The organism is Neobacillus driksii (assembly GCF_013409995.1).
Lineage (GTDB): Bacteria > Bacillota > Bacilli > Bacillales > Cytobacillaceae > Neobacillus > Neobacillus driksii.
The window spans coordinates 76200-95980 of sequence record NZ_JACCBX010000005.1; the positions used below are offsets into that span (position 1 = coordinate 76200).

The following is a 19781-nucleotide window of genomic DNA, read 5'->3' on the forward strand; positions in this document are numbered from 1 at the left end:
GATAAAATAAAAGATATGATCACTAAGTCTAATTTCCGTTTAATATTGTTCCAAGCACCATTCTTTCGTTTCTTGGTCAGCAAAGGATGCTTCTATACTATTTAAATAAATTTGCCGGTAATCTTCTTCACTTAGATTAAATTCGTTGTTAACTAGATGGATTTCTTTTGTCATTGTAGTATCAGATACTGTTCTGTTATCCGTATTAATTGTCACCTTTATTCCATCTTTATGAAACGTATAAATTGGATGTTCAGAATAATGATGAACAGCTTTCGTTTGGACATTACTGGTTGGACACATTTCAAGCACTACCTGTCTTTCTTTCACGATCCTATAAGCCTCAGCACAGTCTTTAATAAATACTCCATGTCCTACTCTTTCAGCACCCAACAGTTTAACAGCTTCTAGAACGTTTTTCCCAATTCCCGTTTCACCAGCATGAATAGTGACTCTATAGCCATATTCTTTGGCTAAGAGAATCGGCTCTATGAATCTTTCACAAAAACCTTCTTCTTCTGATGCACATAAATCAATTGCCACTACACCTTTCCCTAGAAACCTTTTCCCCTTTTCCACCACCTGAAATGCCCTTTCTACAGACATTGTCCTCATGCAAGACAAAATTATATTTCCTTTTATTTCGTAACAGCTTTCAGCTTCCCTCATCCCCTCTATAACAGATTGAATAACTTCTTCAACATCCAGCCCTTTTAATGTGTGAAGTAACGGGGCAAATCTGACTTCCATATATTTCACATTTTCCCTTGCTGCATCCTCAAATAGCTCAAAAGTAATTCTTCTTAAGTTCCCCTTGGACTGCATGACCAAATTAGGAAGAGAAAATCTTTTTAAATACTCATCAAGGGATTCACATTCTAACGGAGCAATCAGTTCCTTTTGCAGTTCATTCTTATCAAATGAGGGTAACGGAATGCCTTCCTTCTGGGCAATATCGATAATTGTTTCAACCCTAAGGCTTCCATCTAGATGACAGTGAAGTTCTATTTTTGGCAATGCTAAAAAGTTCATTTTTGACCCCCTGGAATAAATTATTGGATTAAGATACAAAAAAAAATTCCTGACTACGAAGAAAATACAAATCTTGTACTTTCTTCGTAATCAGGAATTTCGGTTCCTGGTAGAGACCTCCAAACCATATTATTGGAGTTATACGAAATTTTATTGAATTCATTAACGTTTTTTAAAGGATAATAAAAAACGTTTAGATTGTCAACATGGTACCTAATAAGTGTTTAATGTCTATAATATTCCTGTACCAGTTTCACAAAATTTCTGGCAGGTGTAGAAACATAATGATGTTCACGCCAAATGACTCCTAAAGAAGAGATCATGTTGGCATTGTGGATTGGTGCCCCGTAAAGTGTTTTTTCCCCATAGACATCAAAAACAGACTTTGGCACAATCGTTACTCCCATTCCTCCCTTAACCAATTCCATTAATACATGCATATCAGAGCATTCTGCGATACTCGTTAGTGGAAGCTTTTGCCTAGTAAAAGCTTCAAGAATCGTATTATATATACCTAAGCCTTCTGTACTAGGAATAATAAGGGGCATACGTGATATCTCTTCTAAGGATATAGTGTTTATTTCTTTTTTGCTCACAAAAATAAAAGGCTCATTAATAAGATGATGATAGGTTAATTCTTGATGTTCAAGTGGAAGTCGTACAAATGCCATTTCAATTGCCCGCGTTTTAACCATTTCAGCTAAATAAATAGAATCATTTTGCACAATTTTTAATGACACAAGCGGATAAGTTTGGTGAAAGGATTGAAGCATTTCCGAGAAACCTGAAACAGATAAAGTATTGATTCCTATATTTAGTGCGCCCTTTTTCCCCTCTTCTGTATCCTTTAATTCATTTTTTATTTCTTCAAAACTATTCACAAATTGCCGAGCACGTTGATAAAGCAGATGTCCCTTATCGGTTAATTCCATATGCTTTCCATTTCTCTCGATTAATTTTACACCTAGTTCATCCTCCATTTGTTTCAAGAGTATGCTAAGAGGTGGCTGTGACATATGAAGCCGATTGGCAGCCGCAGTTATATTCTTTTCTTCAGCTATAGCGATAAAATACCGTAATTGTTTAATGTCCATAGTCTTCTTCCTTCATTTAAAAAATATATGGTTTTGAAACAAATTATATATTTTTCATATAGACATGTCCATGTTACGATAACCAACAAACGAGAAAGGAGAAATACATGGAACGTCTATTTAAGTTACAGCAACATGGTACGACGCTTGCAAAGGAACTTTCTGCCGGTTTTATTTCGTATATAACCGTTGTCTATATTATTATTGTCAATGCCACGATTTTAGCTGCAGCTGGTATTCCTTTGGAGGCGGGTATTATTGCGACGATATTAACTAGTTTTTTTGGATGTTTAATTATTGGTTTTTGGAGCAATACCCCTATTCTTCTCATTCCTGGTATGGGGCTAAATGCGATGTTCACTTATACAATCGTTCAATCAGGGGGATTTACATGGCAAGAAGCGTTGGCGATGGTTTTCGTTACAGGGCTTATTTTTGTTGTGATTGCTTTTACACCCGTAGCGAACGTGATAACATCCTCGATTCCTAATTCCTTAAAAGAAGCCATAACCATTGGAATCGGAATCTTATTGATATTAATTGGGTTTGACAATGCAGGTATTATTACAGATTCCGAGCACACCCTGCTTGCAATTGGAAATTTAAGCAGTCCCGGTGCCGTCACTACAATTATTGGGTTGATAATTACGGTAATTTTATTTATTAAAAATGTACCCGGAAACCTTCTATTAAGTATTTTAATTACATCGTTGTTATCGATTTGGATTGGAGGATCTAAAGTCGAGGGGATTTCCCTTACAATGCCATCTCTTCAAGAATATCTAGGTGTATTTGGGCAATTATCGTGGGCACAAGCAGGGAATATAGTCTTCTGGTTAACTTCAATCTCTTTAGCAATGGTGGTCGTATTTGAAAATATTGGTTTGATTCATGGACATAACAAGATGTTAAAAAGCACTGAGGATGGTAAGAAATCTCTACAGGCAACAGGTATTTCGGTTTTGGCTTCTGGAATATTCGGTACGAGTCCCACGGTTGCATCTGTAGAATCAGCAGCTGGAATAACAGCCGGCGGAAGAACAGGGTTAACCACCATTGTGACCGGAATATTGTTTCTTGCTTCGATCTTATTTATACCAGTTATTAAGATTGTACCCGCTAGTGCGGTTTCGCCTATTCTCATATTAATAGGTGTTCTTATGTTGCAAAACATTGTTCATATCTCCATGGATGACTTAACAGAGAGCTTTCCGGCACTCCTGATTATTGTATTGATTCCATTAACCTATAGTATTGCAGATGGAATGGCAATTGGCTTTGTTCTATACCCATTGTTGAAACTTTTATTGGGGAAAGGGAAGGAAGTTCACCCTGCTCTTTATTTTATTGCCATTCTGTTTTTTAGCAATTTTGTTATTCAGTACGTATTTTAAGTAAATAAGCGCAGAAACCATGGAAATCTTAAAGTGGTTGCAGGTTACATTGATCTTTGTTAAATGGAGGCTCAAATAATGTACGAATATAAATTTATTCAAATTAAGCTTAGTAGATGGAACAATGTACCGAAAGAAAATTATCATGAAATCATTGCCAAGCACGCAAAAGATGGGTGGAGATTCGTTCAATTATTTGCTCCGGTTACTTCTGGAAATGGCGCATCTTCATTTTTTGAGATTATTTTTGAAAGATCTCTCAATTAAATTATTTTCCAATAAAAACAATTGGTCCAATATGATATGCGTATGTGCTTTTTGTCCTTCAATAGCCATCAAAACCAAATGACGATTCTCGAATTGTGTATTAATTTTATTTATATCTAAAATAATTCAATTTATAATGAAATCAATAAACTCAAGGGAGAGGACATAAAAGTTATGATAGATATTCTTTGGTATTGCTACTTAGCCTTTCTGGCAATTGCTGCTATTGCAATACTGATAACTGGTTATAGAAAAACCTTTGGTATCTTAGATTTTGTAATTTCCGTCATTACTTGGATAGGTTTATTTGGTTATGTTACGAATACAGAGATTCTTTCTCCGCTTTTATGGAAATTCGTATTTGTATTTGGCTTATTTTGGGATGTCTATTTTAGTCTCAAAAAGTTCAATGAAGAGGTTAAAGATGACGATGATACGCCTCAAGCAATTAAACTAGTTTTTATCGAAATTCCATTAATTATCTTTATCGGACCATTATATTTCGGCTTATTTAATTATGCTTTTAGGTAATTGTTTAAGTTATGAATCAAATTATTTCAACCATTACCAAAGTGCCATAAAGGATACTTTGGTAATTTTTTGACTCCTCCTTTACACTATCTGTCTAGTAAGTCCATAAGAGAGGAAGTTCAATTAAAAAAGCATTCAAAATTAGCCCATCAACACAAAAAACTACCCGACATATTTAAGAAGTAACTGATATAACGCTATGGAAAGTCCTAAAATACTTGCCTTCATTTTAGAAGGATGGTTTCTTTTGCTGTAATGTAAGTAGAAAAAAACTACTATAAATCCCAATGGAATCCACAGCTGAAAGACACCTCCTTTTGAACTATGTGAAAAAATTGGAGCAATGTAAGTGCTAATCAGAAAGTAAAAGAAAATGGTAAAACGTCGTGTTTCTAGTTGCTTGCTCCACTTTATTAATAAGAAAATCATAATGATAGCAATAATCGTAATAGGTAAAGATGGTAGAACGATAGCAAAGTCCCCAAATTGAATTCCATTATGCATTCCCCCTTTTCTCATGTTTATCACTAATATTTTTTGTTTTCAATATTTCACTTTTACTCTGCTGCATTCTCTGGTTCAAGGAAATAGCTGTATTAGAAGCACAGCAGGCAATGAAAACAGAAAGAATCACAATCGAAATAGAATATTCCCCATGTAGGAAAAAAATGTTTTGATTTTCTGTGATAGTGAACAAGTGTTTAACAACCTCTTCTAATAGAATTTAAATGGTGGGAATATGAGAACTGCAAAAACCATAGTATTCTGTATTCTATATACTAACGTAACTAGCTATGATGGAAAGGGTTTTAGTTGATTGGATAACTCTCTAATCATACGTTGACCCTTTTTAATGAATCCAACTTTCGACAAAATCCACCCTACGAATGGTGAATAAGTGCGGGTCTGACCATATTTTATACCATTCTAATCAAACGATTAATTAAAAGGAATTCAACTAACTAACCGTTTGATTAAATTGTACGTTAGCCCTTTTAGCAAGCGAAATTTATCCTTTTTGTCTAGAATAAATTATCAACAGAACCCACCCCTTACTTCCGTGACAGGTCGCTGTTTTCAATGATAAAATACATGTGTGATTTGATTACAAGGATGGTTGTTCTGATGAATTTATTGGCAAAAAACGCAACGAGTGAAAATGATTTGGAGCATCAATTTATTGAGAGTAATGAAAACCTATTATTCGAGCGAATTAAGCATGTTTCCTATATGCTTATCTTCACATATCCTCTTTTTTTCATTGTGGACTTTATCCTTTTGGAGAAACTAAACAACCCGATTTATAAATTTATCCTTTCAACCTTTCATATTATTGGTCTGATAATCTCCCTCATCTTTTTAATCCTCTACCGCCGGAGGAGGGGCAATGCCAAAGGATCGATTATTCTCACCTATTTATCTCTTTATTTGTTTATAGGCGCCGTCTCTTCAATCAACAGCCAGCTTAATAACGGTAATATCTATGCTTATATTATTATTCTCTTAGCCGCTGCTGTCATCTTCCCGGTCCAGCCCCGGCACCAGGCTGGCCTCATCACAGGAATTCATCTATTTTTCATGACAGGGTTGTTGCTGCTTGAAAAAAATCACTTTTCGTTCCTATTTAAGCTGGTGAATTCAACAGGTGCCGCTGTCATTTCATTTACGATTGCGTATGCCTTCTATTCCTTTCGCAGAAATAACTTTACAAACGAATGGAAACTAAAGAAGAATGAAGAGAGCTTTCGCAGATTATTTCACATGAATCCTAATCCATTGGTCCTTTTCAACCTTAAAACTGGCAACATTTCGCTTTTGAATCAGCAGGCCATCGAATACTTTCATTTGAAAAATAAAGATATGACAAAGCTTGATGGATGGTTCATGCTGTCCACGCCTGAGGAAAAGCAAACGATAGCAAAAAAACTCGAAGAACATCAGTGCTTAAAAAATTATATGGTCAAATATAAACAGAAATGGGCAATGCTCAATTTTGAACTGGTCAATTACTTAGGGGAGGACTGTGTCCTTATTGGAAGCACAGATATTACAGATTTGAAGGAAACGGAAGAAGAGCTTTATCATCATGCATCGCTTGACCCACTTACAGGGGTCCTCAACAGAAGGAGAGGGATGGAAATCCTTTCACAATCCCTTACGGACGGAGTATCAGAATTCATCGTCTGCTATATTGATATAAATAATTTAAAAATGGTAAATGACAGGTACGGACATTCTGCTGGCGATGACCTGATTATTGCTTGCTGCGAAACAATCAAGCGCCATATCAGAGAAAAGGACGTTCTTTTCCGCCTTGGCGGTGATGAATTTATCATTCTATTTTTCGAGCGACAAATGGACGTCGTACAGGCAATCTGGTCCAGCATTCAAAGTGAGTTTCAGGAGTTGGTTATAACTGGCCAAAAGCCCTATCCAATCTCAGCCAGCCACGGTTTGTATCAATATCGAACAGGAACCAACCTTAGCCCTGATGAAATCCTTGAACTTGCGGACCAGGAAATGTATAAAGAAAAGTTCATGCACAGATGAAACAAATGGCGCATTTTTTATTTGGGAAGCATCGGAAATTTGCACGGCCCGCTTGGTCCTTGTGATGCGCATCCTATGGTTGAATATGGATAATACACTCCGTCAACTTAGCCTTCACGTAGCCAAAAAGTCAGGAAATCACTCCCAAAAAAAGAAGCAGCCCCCATGAACAATTCATCAGGCTGCTTCTTCTTTTCTACTATAGAAATACATCCAGCACTCCACTTATCCTGCAAATTTATTCCAGTTAACATTCTCATTTACTGGGTACATAAAATAACGTTCTGTACACTACGAAATTACATATTCTACATAGAATATTTGAGGAGGATAATCATGTTTGTAATCGCAGATATAATAAAATTTCTAATCTCCTTTTTCGTGATCCTGCCTATCGTTACTCTTATCCATTTAAGTGGGCATGTTTTTTTTGTTACGCTTTTCAGAGGATTAGAGAAAAAAATCATAATCGGTTGCGGGCCAATGGTTTTTTCCTTTTGGAATATTGAAGTAAGGAAATACTACTTCTGGAATGGGGCCTGTGAGTTTAAATCATTAAGGCATGATAACCGTGTCACAAACACATTAATATACCTTGGTGGGTCATTATTTAACCTGTTAAGTATTTTTCTGGTACACTCCCTCATTTCTCAGGGGGTTCTAGATGAGTCAGTTTTTTGGTCTCAGTTTACCTATTTCTCATTTTATATCCTGTTTTTTTCACTATTTCCTATGTATTTTTCAGATGGGTCACCCAGTGACGGGAAGGCGGCAGTCCTCGCATTGAAAAACCAGGATGAAAAGAAAATAAGTGATGATATTAAATTCAGGAAAATGGAAGAGCATGATAAACCCGGGGAACAAAACTCAAGTACCCTTTAACTTACGTGCACTTCTTCACAATATTCTCCAATGCTGAAGTAATTCCACCTCAAAATCATAGCTGAAAAGTAATTAAACGGATAAATTCATAAATCCATGTTTGTCCATTTCAGATTTACCATCATTCCATAATATATATTCTATGAAGAGGTGGTGATACATTATGTCAAACCAAGGCGGATATGGTGGTGGATCTAGAATGAACTTCGCACTAATCGTGGTTCTTTTTATTCTTTTAATTATTATTGGTGCAAGTTTCATGGGCGGGTACTAACCTTGTAAAAGTATCCTGTAACATTCTTTATTGATAGAAGCGTCAACCGACGCTTCTGTTTTCTTTTTTACACAAAAATGAGACACATTCTGATTTTTTAATCCTTTTTGGATTTGAACTTTTTAAGAAAGCGATTAAAAAGAGGGCTGATTTCTTTAATTATTGGTTTATATTGATTAGAGGTTGTAATAAACATATGCATTGTTTCCATAAGCAATTCAATATCGACATTTTTCAGCGTATTTTCAATCGGGTTTAGATTAGTGGTTGATTTCTTTGCCGATACCTTTCTCCTATTCCCCAAAAACCAATCATCGAAGTCTTTTGATTGCCTAACGAATTGGGAATTGTATTTTTGTTCTGATTTAAATTGTGAATCATCTTCGGTATCATCAAAGTGGCTATTCCGATTACGGTTTCCAAACATTAATCTTGTGAAACGTTCATTTTCTCCATTCAGTTTATAATCTTTATCGTTCTCTGCCAATAAATTCTCCCTCCTAATTTCTTTACCATAAGCTATGAATGGAGTTGTCCCATGGTGTGGACAAAATTATGAATAAAAATAAAGAATTTTTGTTAATCGTCTCGTATCCAACTTCCTTTTTCACCGCAGTATCTTTCTATTTTTCTTCGAAATATTGCGTAATTTGTTCACTAAAATTAGAAATCTTATCTTGGCAGAAACTCCCACAAAGAGGTGCACTTTATCGTTCGTCACCCTTTTTTTAAAGCCTCCCCCATTTTTACTAGATCCTCTTTTCGACAATTTTCCCCATGCAAAATATGTATAAACCTTTAGTGTGATTCCAATCAAACGATTAGTTATAACAAAATTTACTAATTAAACGTTTAATTAAATCATGCTTTAACCCTTTTTTAAACGAACTTTATCCTTAAATGGAACAAAATTTTTGTCGGTTAATGTATTTTTAAATCACTCCTCCCAATTTTTAAAAGTTATACCATCTATTCAATATATTGGAAGAGGATTATAATTTAGTAGATTGATAGAAAATTTAGGAGGAGTGCGGGATGTGAAGATGGGTTGGACTGCTGTTAATTTTTACAATGATTTATTGGAGTTGTTTGCCTTCAATACAGGCAGAAGCAGGCACATCCGTTTATGAACAGGAACCAAATGATGATATTTCTACAGCGAACGAAATTCGTTTAGATGATTTTGTAACAGGTACGCTTACAAACATAGACGTTGATAATTATAAGATTACTATACCTGAACAAGGGTTATTTTCATTATGGGGATATAGCCACGACAGGGTGAATGCTGTTTCTCCAGCACTAATTAGTGAAGATGGAACATCTTACTTCGATTGCGGCGAGAAGGAAGGTAGCCGAGAATTTTACTGTGGTGATCAGGTGGTACAGCCCGGCACCTATTATATTCAAATAACCTCTGGGGATAATGATTTAGCGGTTAATGGAGAAGGATATACATTCAACATGTATTTTACTACTCCTTCTGTTAATAGGATATCTGGCGCTGACCGATATGAAACCGCAACTAAAATTGCCAATGAGCGTTGGGCAGAAGGAACAGAAGACATTGTTCTAGCTACTGGTGAGGACTTTCCTGATGCACTAGCTGCCGGACCTCTGGCATTTTATTTAGGTGGCCCTATTCTTCTAACTAGAAAGAATCAACTACCTAACACGGTTTTATCATTCATTGAAAAAAGTGATGTACAGACCGTAACCATTGTAGGAGGAACAGCCGTTATTTCGCAACAAGTAGAAAATTACCTTCGTAATACACTTGGACTACATGTTAATCGAATCGCAGGAAAAGACAGATTTGAGACAGCTGCTAACATCGCTAAAGCTATTCCTGGGAAAATTTCTGAAGCCGTGATTGTGAATGGTAGAAACTACCCGGATGCTCTATCTATCGCTCCTTATGCGTCCTTAGGCGGGATACCTATTCTATTGTCAGAGACAACAACATTACCAGCTGTTACAGCTGAGACGTTACGAACCAAAGGGGTTATTACCACAACAGTAATCGGAGGAACCAATGCAGTTTCAGAATTAGTCTTTAGCGGTTTACCAAAGCCAAAGAGAATTGCTGGACAAGACAGGTATGAAACCTCTTTATTAGTTTCTTTGATGATGGGCTATGATAATGTCGTCTATCTTGCCAGCGGAGCAAATTTCCCTGACGCATTGTCCGGTTCTGTTTTAGCAGGAGTATCTGGGTCCCCTATTTTACTTACACCACCAACATACCTGACTGAAGATACTAAAGAGGTTATTAGAGAATTTAGCGCAATAAAGTTTACGATTTTAGGCGGTTCAGGAGCTGTTAGTGACCAGGTAGAGCGTGATTTATGGGATGTCATTCGAAATTTAGAGTAAGGATACAATTAACTAAGCAAAGACGAGCACACATTGGTGCTCGTCTTTTACCTAACGTCGATGTTCCAATCTAACCTTTTAGTCTATTTCCGGTAATCTTTTAATTCTAGGATCTGTAAACACATCACTTTCATCGGTACTTCTGGTCGAGAATTCAGAGACAATCGCCCCTTCACTTCCTGCTTTGAACCAATGAAGTGTATTCGGGTAAATGGTATATTGCTCACCTGGTTTTAAAATAATTTCATTGAATACGGTGTAGTATTCATCATCCCCTTTCGGTGGATGAGTAGAGCGATTGGCTGTTTCTTCTCCTTCTACGTATAGATAAACGGTTCCATACCGGCATCTGAAAGTCTCTTCTTTTCCTTCATCAAATTCCTTTTTTGGATGCTTATGCTCAGGACAAGTTTGGTATGGCAGTAAAGCGAGTTCCTTTGCACAAACCAGATCTGTATTGACGTACGTGATCAGTTGCAATCCTGTATCCTCTATCTTTTCCAGTCCAAAATCAGCAACTTCTAGTGCCTGTTTTTCATCCTCTGTCAAAACGATATTTGCCTTATTAAACAAGTCTAAAGCTTTGTCCTTTATTTCTTCATATACCTGTCGGTTCACTCTATTTCCTCCTCTTTACCTAACTGCCTTGTGTTTGTATGAGAAAATTTCCATCGCCCTTTTAACATCCCTTTTTATCGCCTCTTTTGCAACAACTGCAAAGTCATGATAAAAATGATTGGGGTGGCTATCGATATATTCTTTGACGGCTTCCGCACCCGCTTTGGCAGAATAACTATAATAGTTGATTTTTCTCACACCAGAATTAATAGCCGTTACATATTCTTCTTCACTTAATCCCGAACCACCGTGCATAACAACTGGTTTTTGGATGTTTTCGTAAATCGATTTTAGTCGCGCAAAATCTAGGTTTGGTTCCTTGAGATAGATTCCATGAACCGTTCCGAAAGATGCTGCTAGTGCATCGATTTCTGTTCTCTCAACAAAGTCTTTTGCTACTTCAGGATCTGTATAAAAATCTGCAGCATCTCCATCCATATGATGTTCTCCACCTGGCGTTTCTTCTCCGCCAATGCCAGATGACGTAATCATTCCTAGTTCTGCTTCTACGGAAACCTGACGCTTTTGGGCATATGCAACGACTTCTGCGACTGTTTTAACATTATCTTCATAACTCATATGGGAGGCATCAATCATCACAGAGCTAAAACCAATATCAATCGCCCTTTTAACATTTTCAAGATCTGAACCATGATCAAGATGCACCGCTACCGGAACACTAGCATTTTTAGCTAATTCCACAAGGATCGGACCCATGATTTCGAGGGGAGTAATCTCAAAATGCACTTCTGCATGCGACAAAATAATCGGTACCTGCAATTCTTCTGCAGCTTCAACAGCAGCCCTTGCAGATTCTAAGGTTGGCGAGTTAAAAGCACCGACTGCGTAATTTCCCTCTTCCGCTTTTGATAAAATTTCTTTTAATGTAACTAGCATCCTATCGATCTCCTTTTACAATTCAATTTTTTCTCTTTTCGGAAATTCCTTATACATGGTCACCAGTTGTTCGTAGCTTTTAATTCCAGAAGTGCTGTCCTCTTCAAATAAAGAAGATGCTGCAGCTGCCGTTCCTAATTTCATTGACTCTTGCAGATTCAAGCCCTTAAGAGCTCCGTATAATGCACCGGTCACATAGGCATCACCTGCACCTACTGTTCCCTTAATCCAGTGACGTTCTAGCCTTAAAGAAGGAATACTATAGATAGTGGTTCCATCAAAGCCAAAGCTGCCTTCCGGAGTGTGGATCACTATCCAATCTTTGACGCCAGATTCTTTAAGTTTATAAAGAACCTTATTGATGTTTGCAGTGATTAATTCACCTGATGCATCTCTTAAGCTGATTCCAACACTTTTGCCTGCCTCTAGCTCATTAATCACACAGTAGTTTGTATACTTTAAACAGGGAGGCACAAGTTTTTCATATCGGTTACTATTTTCACTAACAATATCGATGGATGTTTTAATCCCATTATCCTGAGCTTGTTTCAATACCTTCGCCATCTTTGTGCCATATTCACTATCTTCTTGATCTAAAGAATCTAATAATAGAATGTAGGCGATATGGAGTATCTTAGCGTTTAATCTATTAAAATCGATGGTATTCTCATCAAAAAAACGAGAGTTGCCCCGGTAGGTAAAAAAAGTCCTGGTATGATCGTCTTGATCCTGAATCACGTCTGTAAAGGGAGTATCTCCAACTACTTTTACATGACTCATATCAATACTTTTATAGTTTCCTAATCTCTCTTTTAAGAAATGTCCTTTATCGTCATCACCAAGAAGAGCAACAAGTTCAATCGGCACATTAGGGTCCATTTTTGCCAGAGTAATCGCACAATTAGATACTGCTCCTCCATTTGACCTTGCAACACTTCGGATGGTTGTTAGTTCCGATTTATTAGGGTACTTTTCAATTTTCTTAATTTCATCCACAGCAATCGTACCTGCGAATGCAATTCCTTCTTTCAATGAAGTGCCCACAACATGTTCACCGCCTATAAAACAATTTTTTCAGGACTAGACTACTATCCCTTCCTTCTTTTAATAACATCCGCATAAACGGCTACTAAAATGACGATCCCTTTTACAATAAATTGCCAAAATGAGCTTACACCCATTAAGTTCAGTCCATTACTAAGTACACCAATAATCAGAGCACCAATGACGGTACCACCAATCCTGCCGTAACCGCCTGTCATACTTGTTCCACCTAAAACTACCGCTGCAATCGCGTCAAGTTCGGCAGCATTTCCCGCAGTTGGCTGTCCAGAGAACATACGTGAAGCAAGTACGATCCCTGCGATTGCAGCCATTAACCCGCTAAATGCGTAAGCAAAGAACTTTACCTTCTTGATATTAATACCCGAGAATTTAGCTGCTTCTGCATTCCCTCCAACGGCATACATATGACGGCCAAGCTTGGTTTTATTCATAATAAAGTAGCAAAGGATTAACAGAATAATTAAGTATAGGACGGGTGTTGGTAAGAATCCCCCAATGTAACCTGATCCGATAAAGTTAAAAGAGTCAGACATAACACGTACTGGTTTTCCATCTGTCAGAACATAAGCGGCTCCACGTGCTATATTCATCGTTGCAAGGGTAATAATAAATGGAGGAATAATGGTAGTAGCAGCTACATATCCATTTACCGCTCCAATTAATACCCCTACTAAAAGGCCTACAGCAACCGCTACTAAAACCGGAGCCCCTAAAGAGGCAATTAGCGTAGTTGTCACAACACCGACCACGGCCATAATGGACCCTACAGAAAGGTCAATTCCGCCTAAAATAATAATCATGGTCATGGCCAGGGCCAAATATAGATTGGTCGATGTTTGTCTTAATACATTTAGTAGATTATTAGATGTTAAAAAGTTTGGATTGATGACAGAAATGATAATACATAAAACGAAAAGTCCGATTAAGATACCTAAATTATTTCGAACAAACTCTTTCATCCCAATACCAACATCTAAAAGCATATTTTCTTTCTTTTTTGCCTGAATAGACACTTGAGCCATGTCAATTACCTCCTGTAGCGTAATGCATAATCGTTTCTTGACTAAAACGCTCTTTATTTAATATCGTTTGAATTTTGCCCTTGCACATAACAGCAACCCGATCACTCATATTGATCACTTCTGGGAGTTCAGAGGAAATCATGATAATGGAAACACCTTCTTTAACCAACCTGTTCATAATTGAGTAGATTTCTGCCTTTGCACCAACATCAACACCTCTTGTTGGTTCATCAAGAATTAGAACTTTTGGCTTTGTTGCCAACCATCTAGAAATCAAAACTTTTTGCTGATTTCCGCCACTTAAGTTTTTTACTTCTTGGTCAGGGCTTGGTGTTTTAATCGATAATTCCTTTATATAGTTATTGGTTTCATTATTTTCATAGTTAGAGTCAACCTTAAAGAACTTGATAAATTCATCCATAATTTTAATAGTGATGTTGTACCGGACGGATTGAATGAGGAACAATCCTTCTTCCTTTCGATTTTCTGTCACGTAAGCAATCCGATTTCTGATGGCATCATTAGGATTCTTTATCGTTGTTTTTTCACCATTTACAAATATTTCACCTTGTTCAAATGAGTCTAAACCAAAGATACACTTCATAAGTTCGGATCTCCCTGCGCCTACTAACCCAGAAAAGCCCAGGATCTCACCTTTCCTTAATTCAAAACTCGCATTTTCAATAACACCTTTTTTCGTAAGATTACTAACTTTTAAGACACTTTCCCCGGATGGCGAAAAATCTCTAACATAGTAATTGGTTAAATCCCTGCCAACCATCATGGAGATTAATTTTTCATTGGTCGTTTCTTTTGTTTTAACGGTCCCGATATACGTACCATCTCTCATAACCGTGATTCTATCTGTTATCTCAAATAATTCATTCATTCTATGTGAGATATAAACCATCCCGACGCCTTGCTCTTTTAAATTGCGAATCGTTTTAAATAAGAAATCTACCTCTTTTTCCGTTAACGAAGAGGTGGGTTCATCCATTACAATAATTTTCGAATGAAAGGATACAGCCTTTATGATTTCGATCATTTGTTGTTGAGCAACATTGAGGGTATGAATCATTGTTTTAGCAGATAACCCTAAGTCGAAATCGTTTAGAAATTTTTGAGCATTTTCATACATGGTTCTTTTATCAATTAACCCTGCTTTTGTTAAAGGTTCTCTACCTAAATAGATATTTTCTGCTATTGATAGATAAGGAACTAAACTGATTTCTTGGTGAATGATACTGATGCCATATTTCTGTGCATCTTTTACCCCTGAAATTTGAACCCCATTTCCCTTTATAAAGATTTTCCCTTCATCTATGCTGTAAATACCATTCAGTATTTTCATTAGAGTTGATTTCCCTGCACCATTTTCTCCTAGAAGTGCGTGAACTTCTCCAGCTTCAAGGTCAAAATCAACTCCTTTTAAAGCATAAACTCCAGGAAATTTCTTCGTTACCCCTTTCATTTCCAACAGTTTGCCGCTCATGTCATCCACCTCACTAAATGATAAAGGGTGGCCCAAAACGGATACTTGTACTTTGAGCCACCACTAATCTTAATTCTATTGATTCCTATTACTGCCAGCCATCTACCCCATATTTCCCAACGTTTTCTTTGTTAATTAAGAAGGTTTCGACCGGCGTTCTCTTTTCGATTTTCTCTTTGTTTAGAATTTTATAAGCTACTTCTACAGATTTAACTCCAATGGAAATGGGTGACTGTGCTCCTGTACCAACAAACGGTCCGCCTTCTGCAATGGCAGCTTTTGCATCTGGAGATCCATCCACACCATAAATGGCAATGTCTGTTTTATTGGCAGCCTTTACTGCAGCTAAAGCACCTAAGGCTGTAGGATCATTCCCACCCATGATAGCGATTACATCTTTGTTAGCTTGAAGAATATCCTCTGTCACGTCAAGGGCTGTTTCTAAGTCTCCTTTAGCATCTTGCTGGGCAACTACCTCAAAGCCTTTTCCTTTTATCGCCTCCTCAAAGCCTGCAATTCGGTCATTGATTGAATTCATCGTTGGGCTATCAAGGATGACAATTTTCCCACCATCTGGGAATCTTTTCACTAAGTCTTGACCAGCTACACGGCCAGCATTCTTGTTATCCGAGCCAACGTAAGCGGTAACATATTTAAAGTCTTTAACTTCTGTGTCATAGTTAATGATTGGGATACCTGCTTCTTCGAGCATAACCAGCGCAGGTCTAATTCCTTCCCAGTCTACTGGATTTAAGAAAATAGCATCGATGCCCTGTGCAATCATATCTTCAATTTGGTTAATTTGAAGAGATACATCCATTGCTGGATTCATGGTGATTAACTTATCGCCCTTACTCTCTACTTCCTTGCGAATTGACTCTTCAAGTACTTGGAAAAATGGATTATTCTGTGTCATAGAGGTGTATCCAAAAACAATTTGATCATCAGAATCCTTTCCATTCGAACCACCACTTGCACCTTCTTTGTTGCATGCAACTAATGCAAACGTTAGTAATGCAACTAAAAACAAAGAAACAAATTTTTTCATTGTACTTCCCCCTCTTTTAGTAAGTAAGGCTGGCTGCCTTTCTCTACACACATCATACCAAGGGCATACCAACTCGTCTTTTTAGAAAATTAACAATTTTTATAAAAATTTAACATTATTTAAAGCGTTTTCATTTTAATATAACAAAAGAGTGAGAACCCAATTGGTCCCCACCCTCCTGTTTGGAATTTAGCTATCTGCCAGCAGTACAGCCCCTTTTCGATACTGATTGGGAGAAACACCTACTACCTTTTTAAAAGCAGTACTAAAATAATGCTGCGATTCATACCCTACTTGTTCTGCTATTTCATTCACTTGTAGATTGGTAGAATTCAGCAGCATCAGGGCCTTTTTGATTCTCATTTCAGTCACTAAACCTACAAAGGACGTCCCCAGCCCTTGCTTAATCATCCTGCTTAAATATACAGATGATATTTGTAACTGTTGGGCAACACATTCTAAAGTAAGATCAGGATTTGTATATTGCTCACGTATATAGGTTTTTGCACGCCTAACAATCGGAGAAAGGAGAAACTCTTCATGATCCTTCTGCTTATAGCTTTGGTAGCAAGAAGGAACAGAATCGAAATCTCCCGTGATCGACGTTGAAAAAAGTGTTGGAGATACATGTAAATTGGATTCTATCCTTCTTTCAATTTTTGAAAAGGTCTCTTCTTGTACATATCCCCACAATAATAGAAATAGCATCCCGGATTCATCACTAAAAACTAACTTTGGTTGCAGTTCCAAGATTTCTACTATAATTTGCTTAACCCTAAAGATAAAAACTTCCTTTTCCGTCCCCTGTATGAGTGGCTGTTTACTAATCTCTAATTCTTGAATTCGAACAACTGCCAGTAATAGAGGTACTTCCTCTGGAAGCCCCCAAAAGCCTAACTGCTCCTTAATTTTTCCATCTGACAACTTTCCTTCAACCCAATTTAGACAAAACTGCTCTTGAATGAGCAATGTATTTTGTGAAATGTGATTGGAGGCTATTTCTAAATACTTTCTTTGCGCTGTCTGCGTTTGCAGTTTATGATGTACTTTTTTAAGAACCTCTGTTAAACTATCAGGTTTAATTGGCTTTAGGATATAATCCTCAACCGCTAATCGTAAGGCCTCTTGAGCATAACTAAATTCATCATGACCCGTAATGATGACTACCCTGCATGTTGGAAGCTTTTCTTTTAAATTCTTAATTAATGTTAATCCATTCATAATTGGCATATTCAAGTCAGCTAAAAGGACATCCACTTCATATTTTAGCGCCAATTCCAATGCTTCTTCACCATCTTCGGCTTCTGCTACCACTTCCATCCCAATTTCATGCCAGTCGATTGAATAGCGAATGCCTTCTCGAATATTGGGCTCATCGTCTGCGATTAATACTTTTAATAACGGTTGCAAACATACCACCTCTTTACGTTTTAGGAGCTAAGTTCATCTATTTAAAGGAAGCAGAATTTTCACAGTTGTACCTTTACCAGGTAAACTATCAATGGATAGACCATACGGCTCTCCATACGTTAACTTAATTCTGGCTTGTACATTCATGACTCCATAACCAATATGGTTCGTCATTTTCGTTTCCTCCAGACTGTCAAAGTTAGTAGACAAGTTTTCATTTAAAATAGCTAATCTTTCACCTGGAATTCCAACTCCATCATCTTTCACATAAAGGACTAAATTTCCATTACTTTCCTCGCCAGTAATCGAGATATGCCCCGGCCCCCTCCTTTCCTTAATGCCGTGATAAATTGCATTTTCCACAATTGGCTGGAGGATCAGTTTAACCACTGACAGATTGTATAGTTTTGAATCAATCGAGATACTATAATTCAATTTATCTTTATATCTAGCTTTTTGGATTTTTAAATAACTAAAAATATGCTCGATTTCCTTTTCTAATGGGATGATGTCGTTTCCTTTGCTTAAGCCAATTCGAAATAACTGTGATAAGGATTCAACTACTTCCGCCACATCCAGTGCGTCTTTCTTCCGGGCCATCCAATTAATCGTGTCCAATGTATTGTATAAAAAGTGTGGTTTAATCTGTGACTGCAGCGTCTGTAATTCCGCGTCCCGCTTTTGCCTCCCCTGGATTTCAATTAAAGAGATTAATTTGCTAATTTGTTCTAACATTTTATTGAAGCTTCGTCCTAGCATCCCAATTTCATCAGCCCGATCACCCTTATAGCGAATCGATAAATCCCCTGATTCTACTTGATTCATAAAAGCATTTAATTGATTGATCGGTTTTGACATCGAATAGGAAAGATAATAGGATGCTCCAATTCCGAACGCGCAAACTATAAATAAAAAAGTAATCACGTAAAAGTTAATTTGGCGGGCTTCCATCACCGATTGGTTGGATGAAAATATCCCGATGGTGGTTAAATTTGCAAAGGGGGATTTTCTATAAATGAATTGCATGTTTTCTCCATCTATACTTTTGGAAAAAGTCCCTGAAGAACCTTTTTCAAACCAACTTGGTTGTATTTGATCCTTTAGCAAAGGTTGTGGTGGATAAATGAACTCCCCCTCGTCATCCATGACCATCAAGTACCCTGATTTCCCCAATTCTATATCCTCAATCACTTCAGATATCACTCGTACCTTTAAATCAATTAATATAACTCCAATCACTGTTTGTGTTTCGGGGTCCATGATGGCGCGTGCCCCCGAAACAATTTCACTGTTCTGATAATTTACGTGAGTCTTAAAACTCCTATTCGCAGGGTGCCCGATGATCTTAAAAATACCATTATTCTCAACAGCTGTTCGATACCACTCTTCATCCGTTACCGTTTGGAAATCTTGCGCATACATCTCATTACTAATATAGTCACCCTTACTATTTATCACTAAGATACCAGCAATCTCAGGGTTAATGGTTGTGAACCCTTGCAAAAATTGCCTCATCCCATAATGATTATCACCTCCAGGATCTCCACCACCTTGAAGAAAAGTGTTAATTTCCGGATTAAATGAAATGATATAGGAAATATCCTGCATATTTTCTATGTATGATTCTAGCGATTTGTTTGCTTGACCAAGTAATTGCAGGGTATGCCCCGTTGTTTGTTTATCAATTACCTTATCTACCCCAATACTAATTAAAGAACCAAAACCAATAGAGGGCAGAATACTGATGACCAGCAATAGTGCGATAATTTTAAAACGAATGGGTAAATCATTTATTTCTAATGAAGTTATTTTCCTCAATGCTATCACTC

Annotated in this window: 19 protein-coding genes and 1 riboswitch; of the genes, 7 read left to right on the forward strand and 12 right to left on the reverse strand. The window is 37.2% G+C overall.

Annotated elements, in window-relative coordinates; all coding sequences use genetic code 11:
* Positions 1–39: 39 nt before the first annotated feature.
* Together add and F4694_RS12360 are read right to left on the reverse strand one after the other, a co-directional pair.
* A complete protein-coding gene (gene add / locus F4694_RS12355) occupies positions 40–1032 on the reverse strand; it encodes an adenosine deaminase (RefSeq protein ID WP_179598257.1) in 993 nt (330 codons plus the stop codon).
* 67 nt (positions 1033–1099) lie between these two features.
* Positions 1100–1198: riboswitch (purine riboswitch) on the reverse strand.
* Between the two features lie 58 nt (positions 1199–1256).
* On the reverse strand, positions 1257–2126 hold the full coding sequence (locus F4694_RS12360) for a LysR family transcriptional regulator (RefSeq protein ID WP_179598259.1): 870 nt from the start codon (positions 2124–2126) through the stop codon (positions 1257–1259).
* 107 nt (positions 2127–2233) lie between these two features.
* Here F4694_RS12360 and F4694_RS12365 point away from each other — a divergent pair, with 107 nt between their 5' ends.
* The 3 genes from F4694_RS12365 (at position 2234) to F4694_RS12375 (ending at position 4318) form a co-directional block, all read left to right on the forward strand.
* Positions 2234–3520: an NCS2 family permease gene (locus F4694_RS12365; RefSeq protein WP_179598261.1), complete on the forward strand. Its 1287-nt coding sequence runs from the start codon at positions 2234–2236 to the stop codon at positions 3518–3520.
* 78 nt (positions 3521–3598) lie between these two features.
* The gene (locus F4694_RS12370) at positions 3599–3787 is read left to right on the forward strand and encodes a DUF4177 domain-containing protein (RefSeq protein ID WP_179598263.1); all 189 of its coding nucleotides are present in this window, start codon (positions 3599–3601) and stop codon (positions 3785–3787) included.
* Positions 3788–3961: 174 nt separating this feature from the next.
* A complete protein-coding gene (locus F4694_RS12375) occupies positions 3962–4318 on the forward strand; it encodes a hypothetical protein (protein ID WP_179598265.1) in 357 nt (118 codons plus the stop codon).
* Between the two features lie 162 nt (positions 4319–4480).
* Here F4694_RS12375 and F4694_RS31755 read toward each other — a convergent pair whose 3' ends face one another.
* Positions 4481–4822, reverse strand: a complete 342-nt coding sequence (locus F4694_RS31755; RefSeq protein ID WP_218895633.1) for a hypothetical protein — start codon at positions 4820–4822, stop codon at positions 4481–4483.
* Positions 4823–5443: 621 nt separating this feature from the next.
* Here F4694_RS31755 and F4694_RS12380 point away from each other — a divergent pair.
* The 3 genes from F4694_RS12380 (at position 5444) to F4694_RS12390 (ending at position 8024) form a co-directional block, all read left to right on the forward strand.
* Positions 5444–6868, forward strand: a complete 1425-nt coding sequence (locus F4694_RS12380) for a GGDEF domain-containing protein (RefSeq protein WP_179598267.1) — start codon at positions 5444–5446, stop codon at positions 6866–6868.
* Positions 6869–7033: 165 nt separating this feature from the next.
* Positions 7034–7750 carry a hypothetical protein gene (locus tag F4694_RS12385; protein ID WP_257029217.1) on the forward strand — a complete coding sequence of 239 codons (717 nt, stop codon included), beginning with the start codon at positions 7034–7036 and terminating at the stop codon, positions 7748–7750.
* 163 nt (positions 7751–7913) lie between these two features.
* On the forward strand, positions 7914–8024 hold the full coding sequence (locus F4694_RS12390) for a YjcZ family sporulation protein (RefSeq protein ID WP_179598269.1): 111 nt from the start codon (positions 7914–7916) through the stop codon (positions 8022–8024).
* Between the two features lie 97 nt (positions 8025–8121).
* On the opposite strand, the gene F4694_RS12395 is transcribed toward F4694_RS12390, so the two are convergent.
* Entirely contained in the window at positions 8122–8511 is a 390-nt protein-coding gene (locus tag F4694_RS12395; RefSeq protein WP_179598271.1) for a hypothetical protein, read from the reverse strand.
* 584 nt (positions 8512–9095) lie between these two features.
* Here F4694_RS12395 and F4694_RS12400 point away from each other — a divergent pair.
* On the forward strand, positions 9096–10400 hold the full coding sequence (locus F4694_RS12400; RefSeq protein WP_218895634.1) for a cell wall-binding repeat-containing protein: 1305 nt from the start codon (positions 9096–9098) through the stop codon (positions 10398–10400).
* A gap of 78 nt (positions 10401–10478) precedes the next feature.
* Here F4694_RS12400 and F4694_RS12405 read toward each other — a convergent pair whose 3' ends face one another.
* From F4694_RS12405 to F4694_RS12440, 8 genes are all read right to left on the reverse strand, one after another.
* A complete protein-coding gene (locus tag F4694_RS12405; protein ID WP_179598275.1) occupies positions 10479–11018 on the reverse strand; it encodes a D-lyxose/D-mannose family sugar isomerase in 540 nt (179 codons plus the stop codon).
* Positions 11019–11033: 15 nt separating this feature from the next.
* Positions 11034–11915, reverse strand: coding sequence for a class II fructose-bisphosphate aldolase (locus F4694_RS12410; RefSeq protein WP_179598277.1), 882 nt, complete (start codon positions 11913–11915; stop codon positions 11034–11036).
* A gap of 15 nt (positions 11916–11930) precedes the next feature.
* A complete protein-coding gene (locus F4694_RS12415; RefSeq protein WP_308806338.1) occupies positions 11931–12959 on the reverse strand; it encodes a carbohydrate kinase family protein in 1029 nt (342 codons plus the stop codon).
* Positions 12960–13003: 44 nt separating this feature from the next.
* Complete coding sequence (locus tag F4694_RS12420; RefSeq protein ID WP_179598280.1) at positions 13004–14002, reverse strand: ABC transporter permease; 999 nt, start codon at positions 14000–14002, stop codon at positions 13004–13006.
* A 1-nt stretch (position 14003) separates the two neighbouring features.
* The gene (locus tag F4694_RS12425; RefSeq protein WP_179598282.1) at positions 14004–15494 is read right to left on the reverse strand and encodes a sugar ABC transporter ATP-binding protein; all 1491 of its coding nucleotides are present in this window, start codon (positions 15492–15494) and stop codon (positions 14004–14006) included.
* Between the two features lie 88 nt (positions 15495–15582).
* Complete coding sequence (locus F4694_RS12430; RefSeq protein WP_179598284.1) at positions 15583–16542, reverse strand: sugar ABC transporter substrate-binding protein; 960 nt, start codon at positions 16540–16542, stop codon at positions 15583–15585.
* 189 nt (positions 16543–16731) lie between these two features.
* On the reverse strand, positions 16732–17961 hold the full coding sequence (locus F4694_RS12435; RefSeq protein ID WP_459426302.1) for a response regulator transcription factor: 1230 nt from the start codon (positions 17959–17961) through the stop codon (positions 16732–16734).
* Between the two features lie 24 nt (positions 17962–17985).
* A complete protein-coding gene (locus tag F4694_RS12440) occupies positions 17986–19779 on the reverse strand; it encodes a cache domain-containing sensor histidine kinase (protein WP_374757424.1) in 1794 nt (597 codons plus the stop codon).
* Positions 19780–19781: the final 2 nt, after the last annotated feature.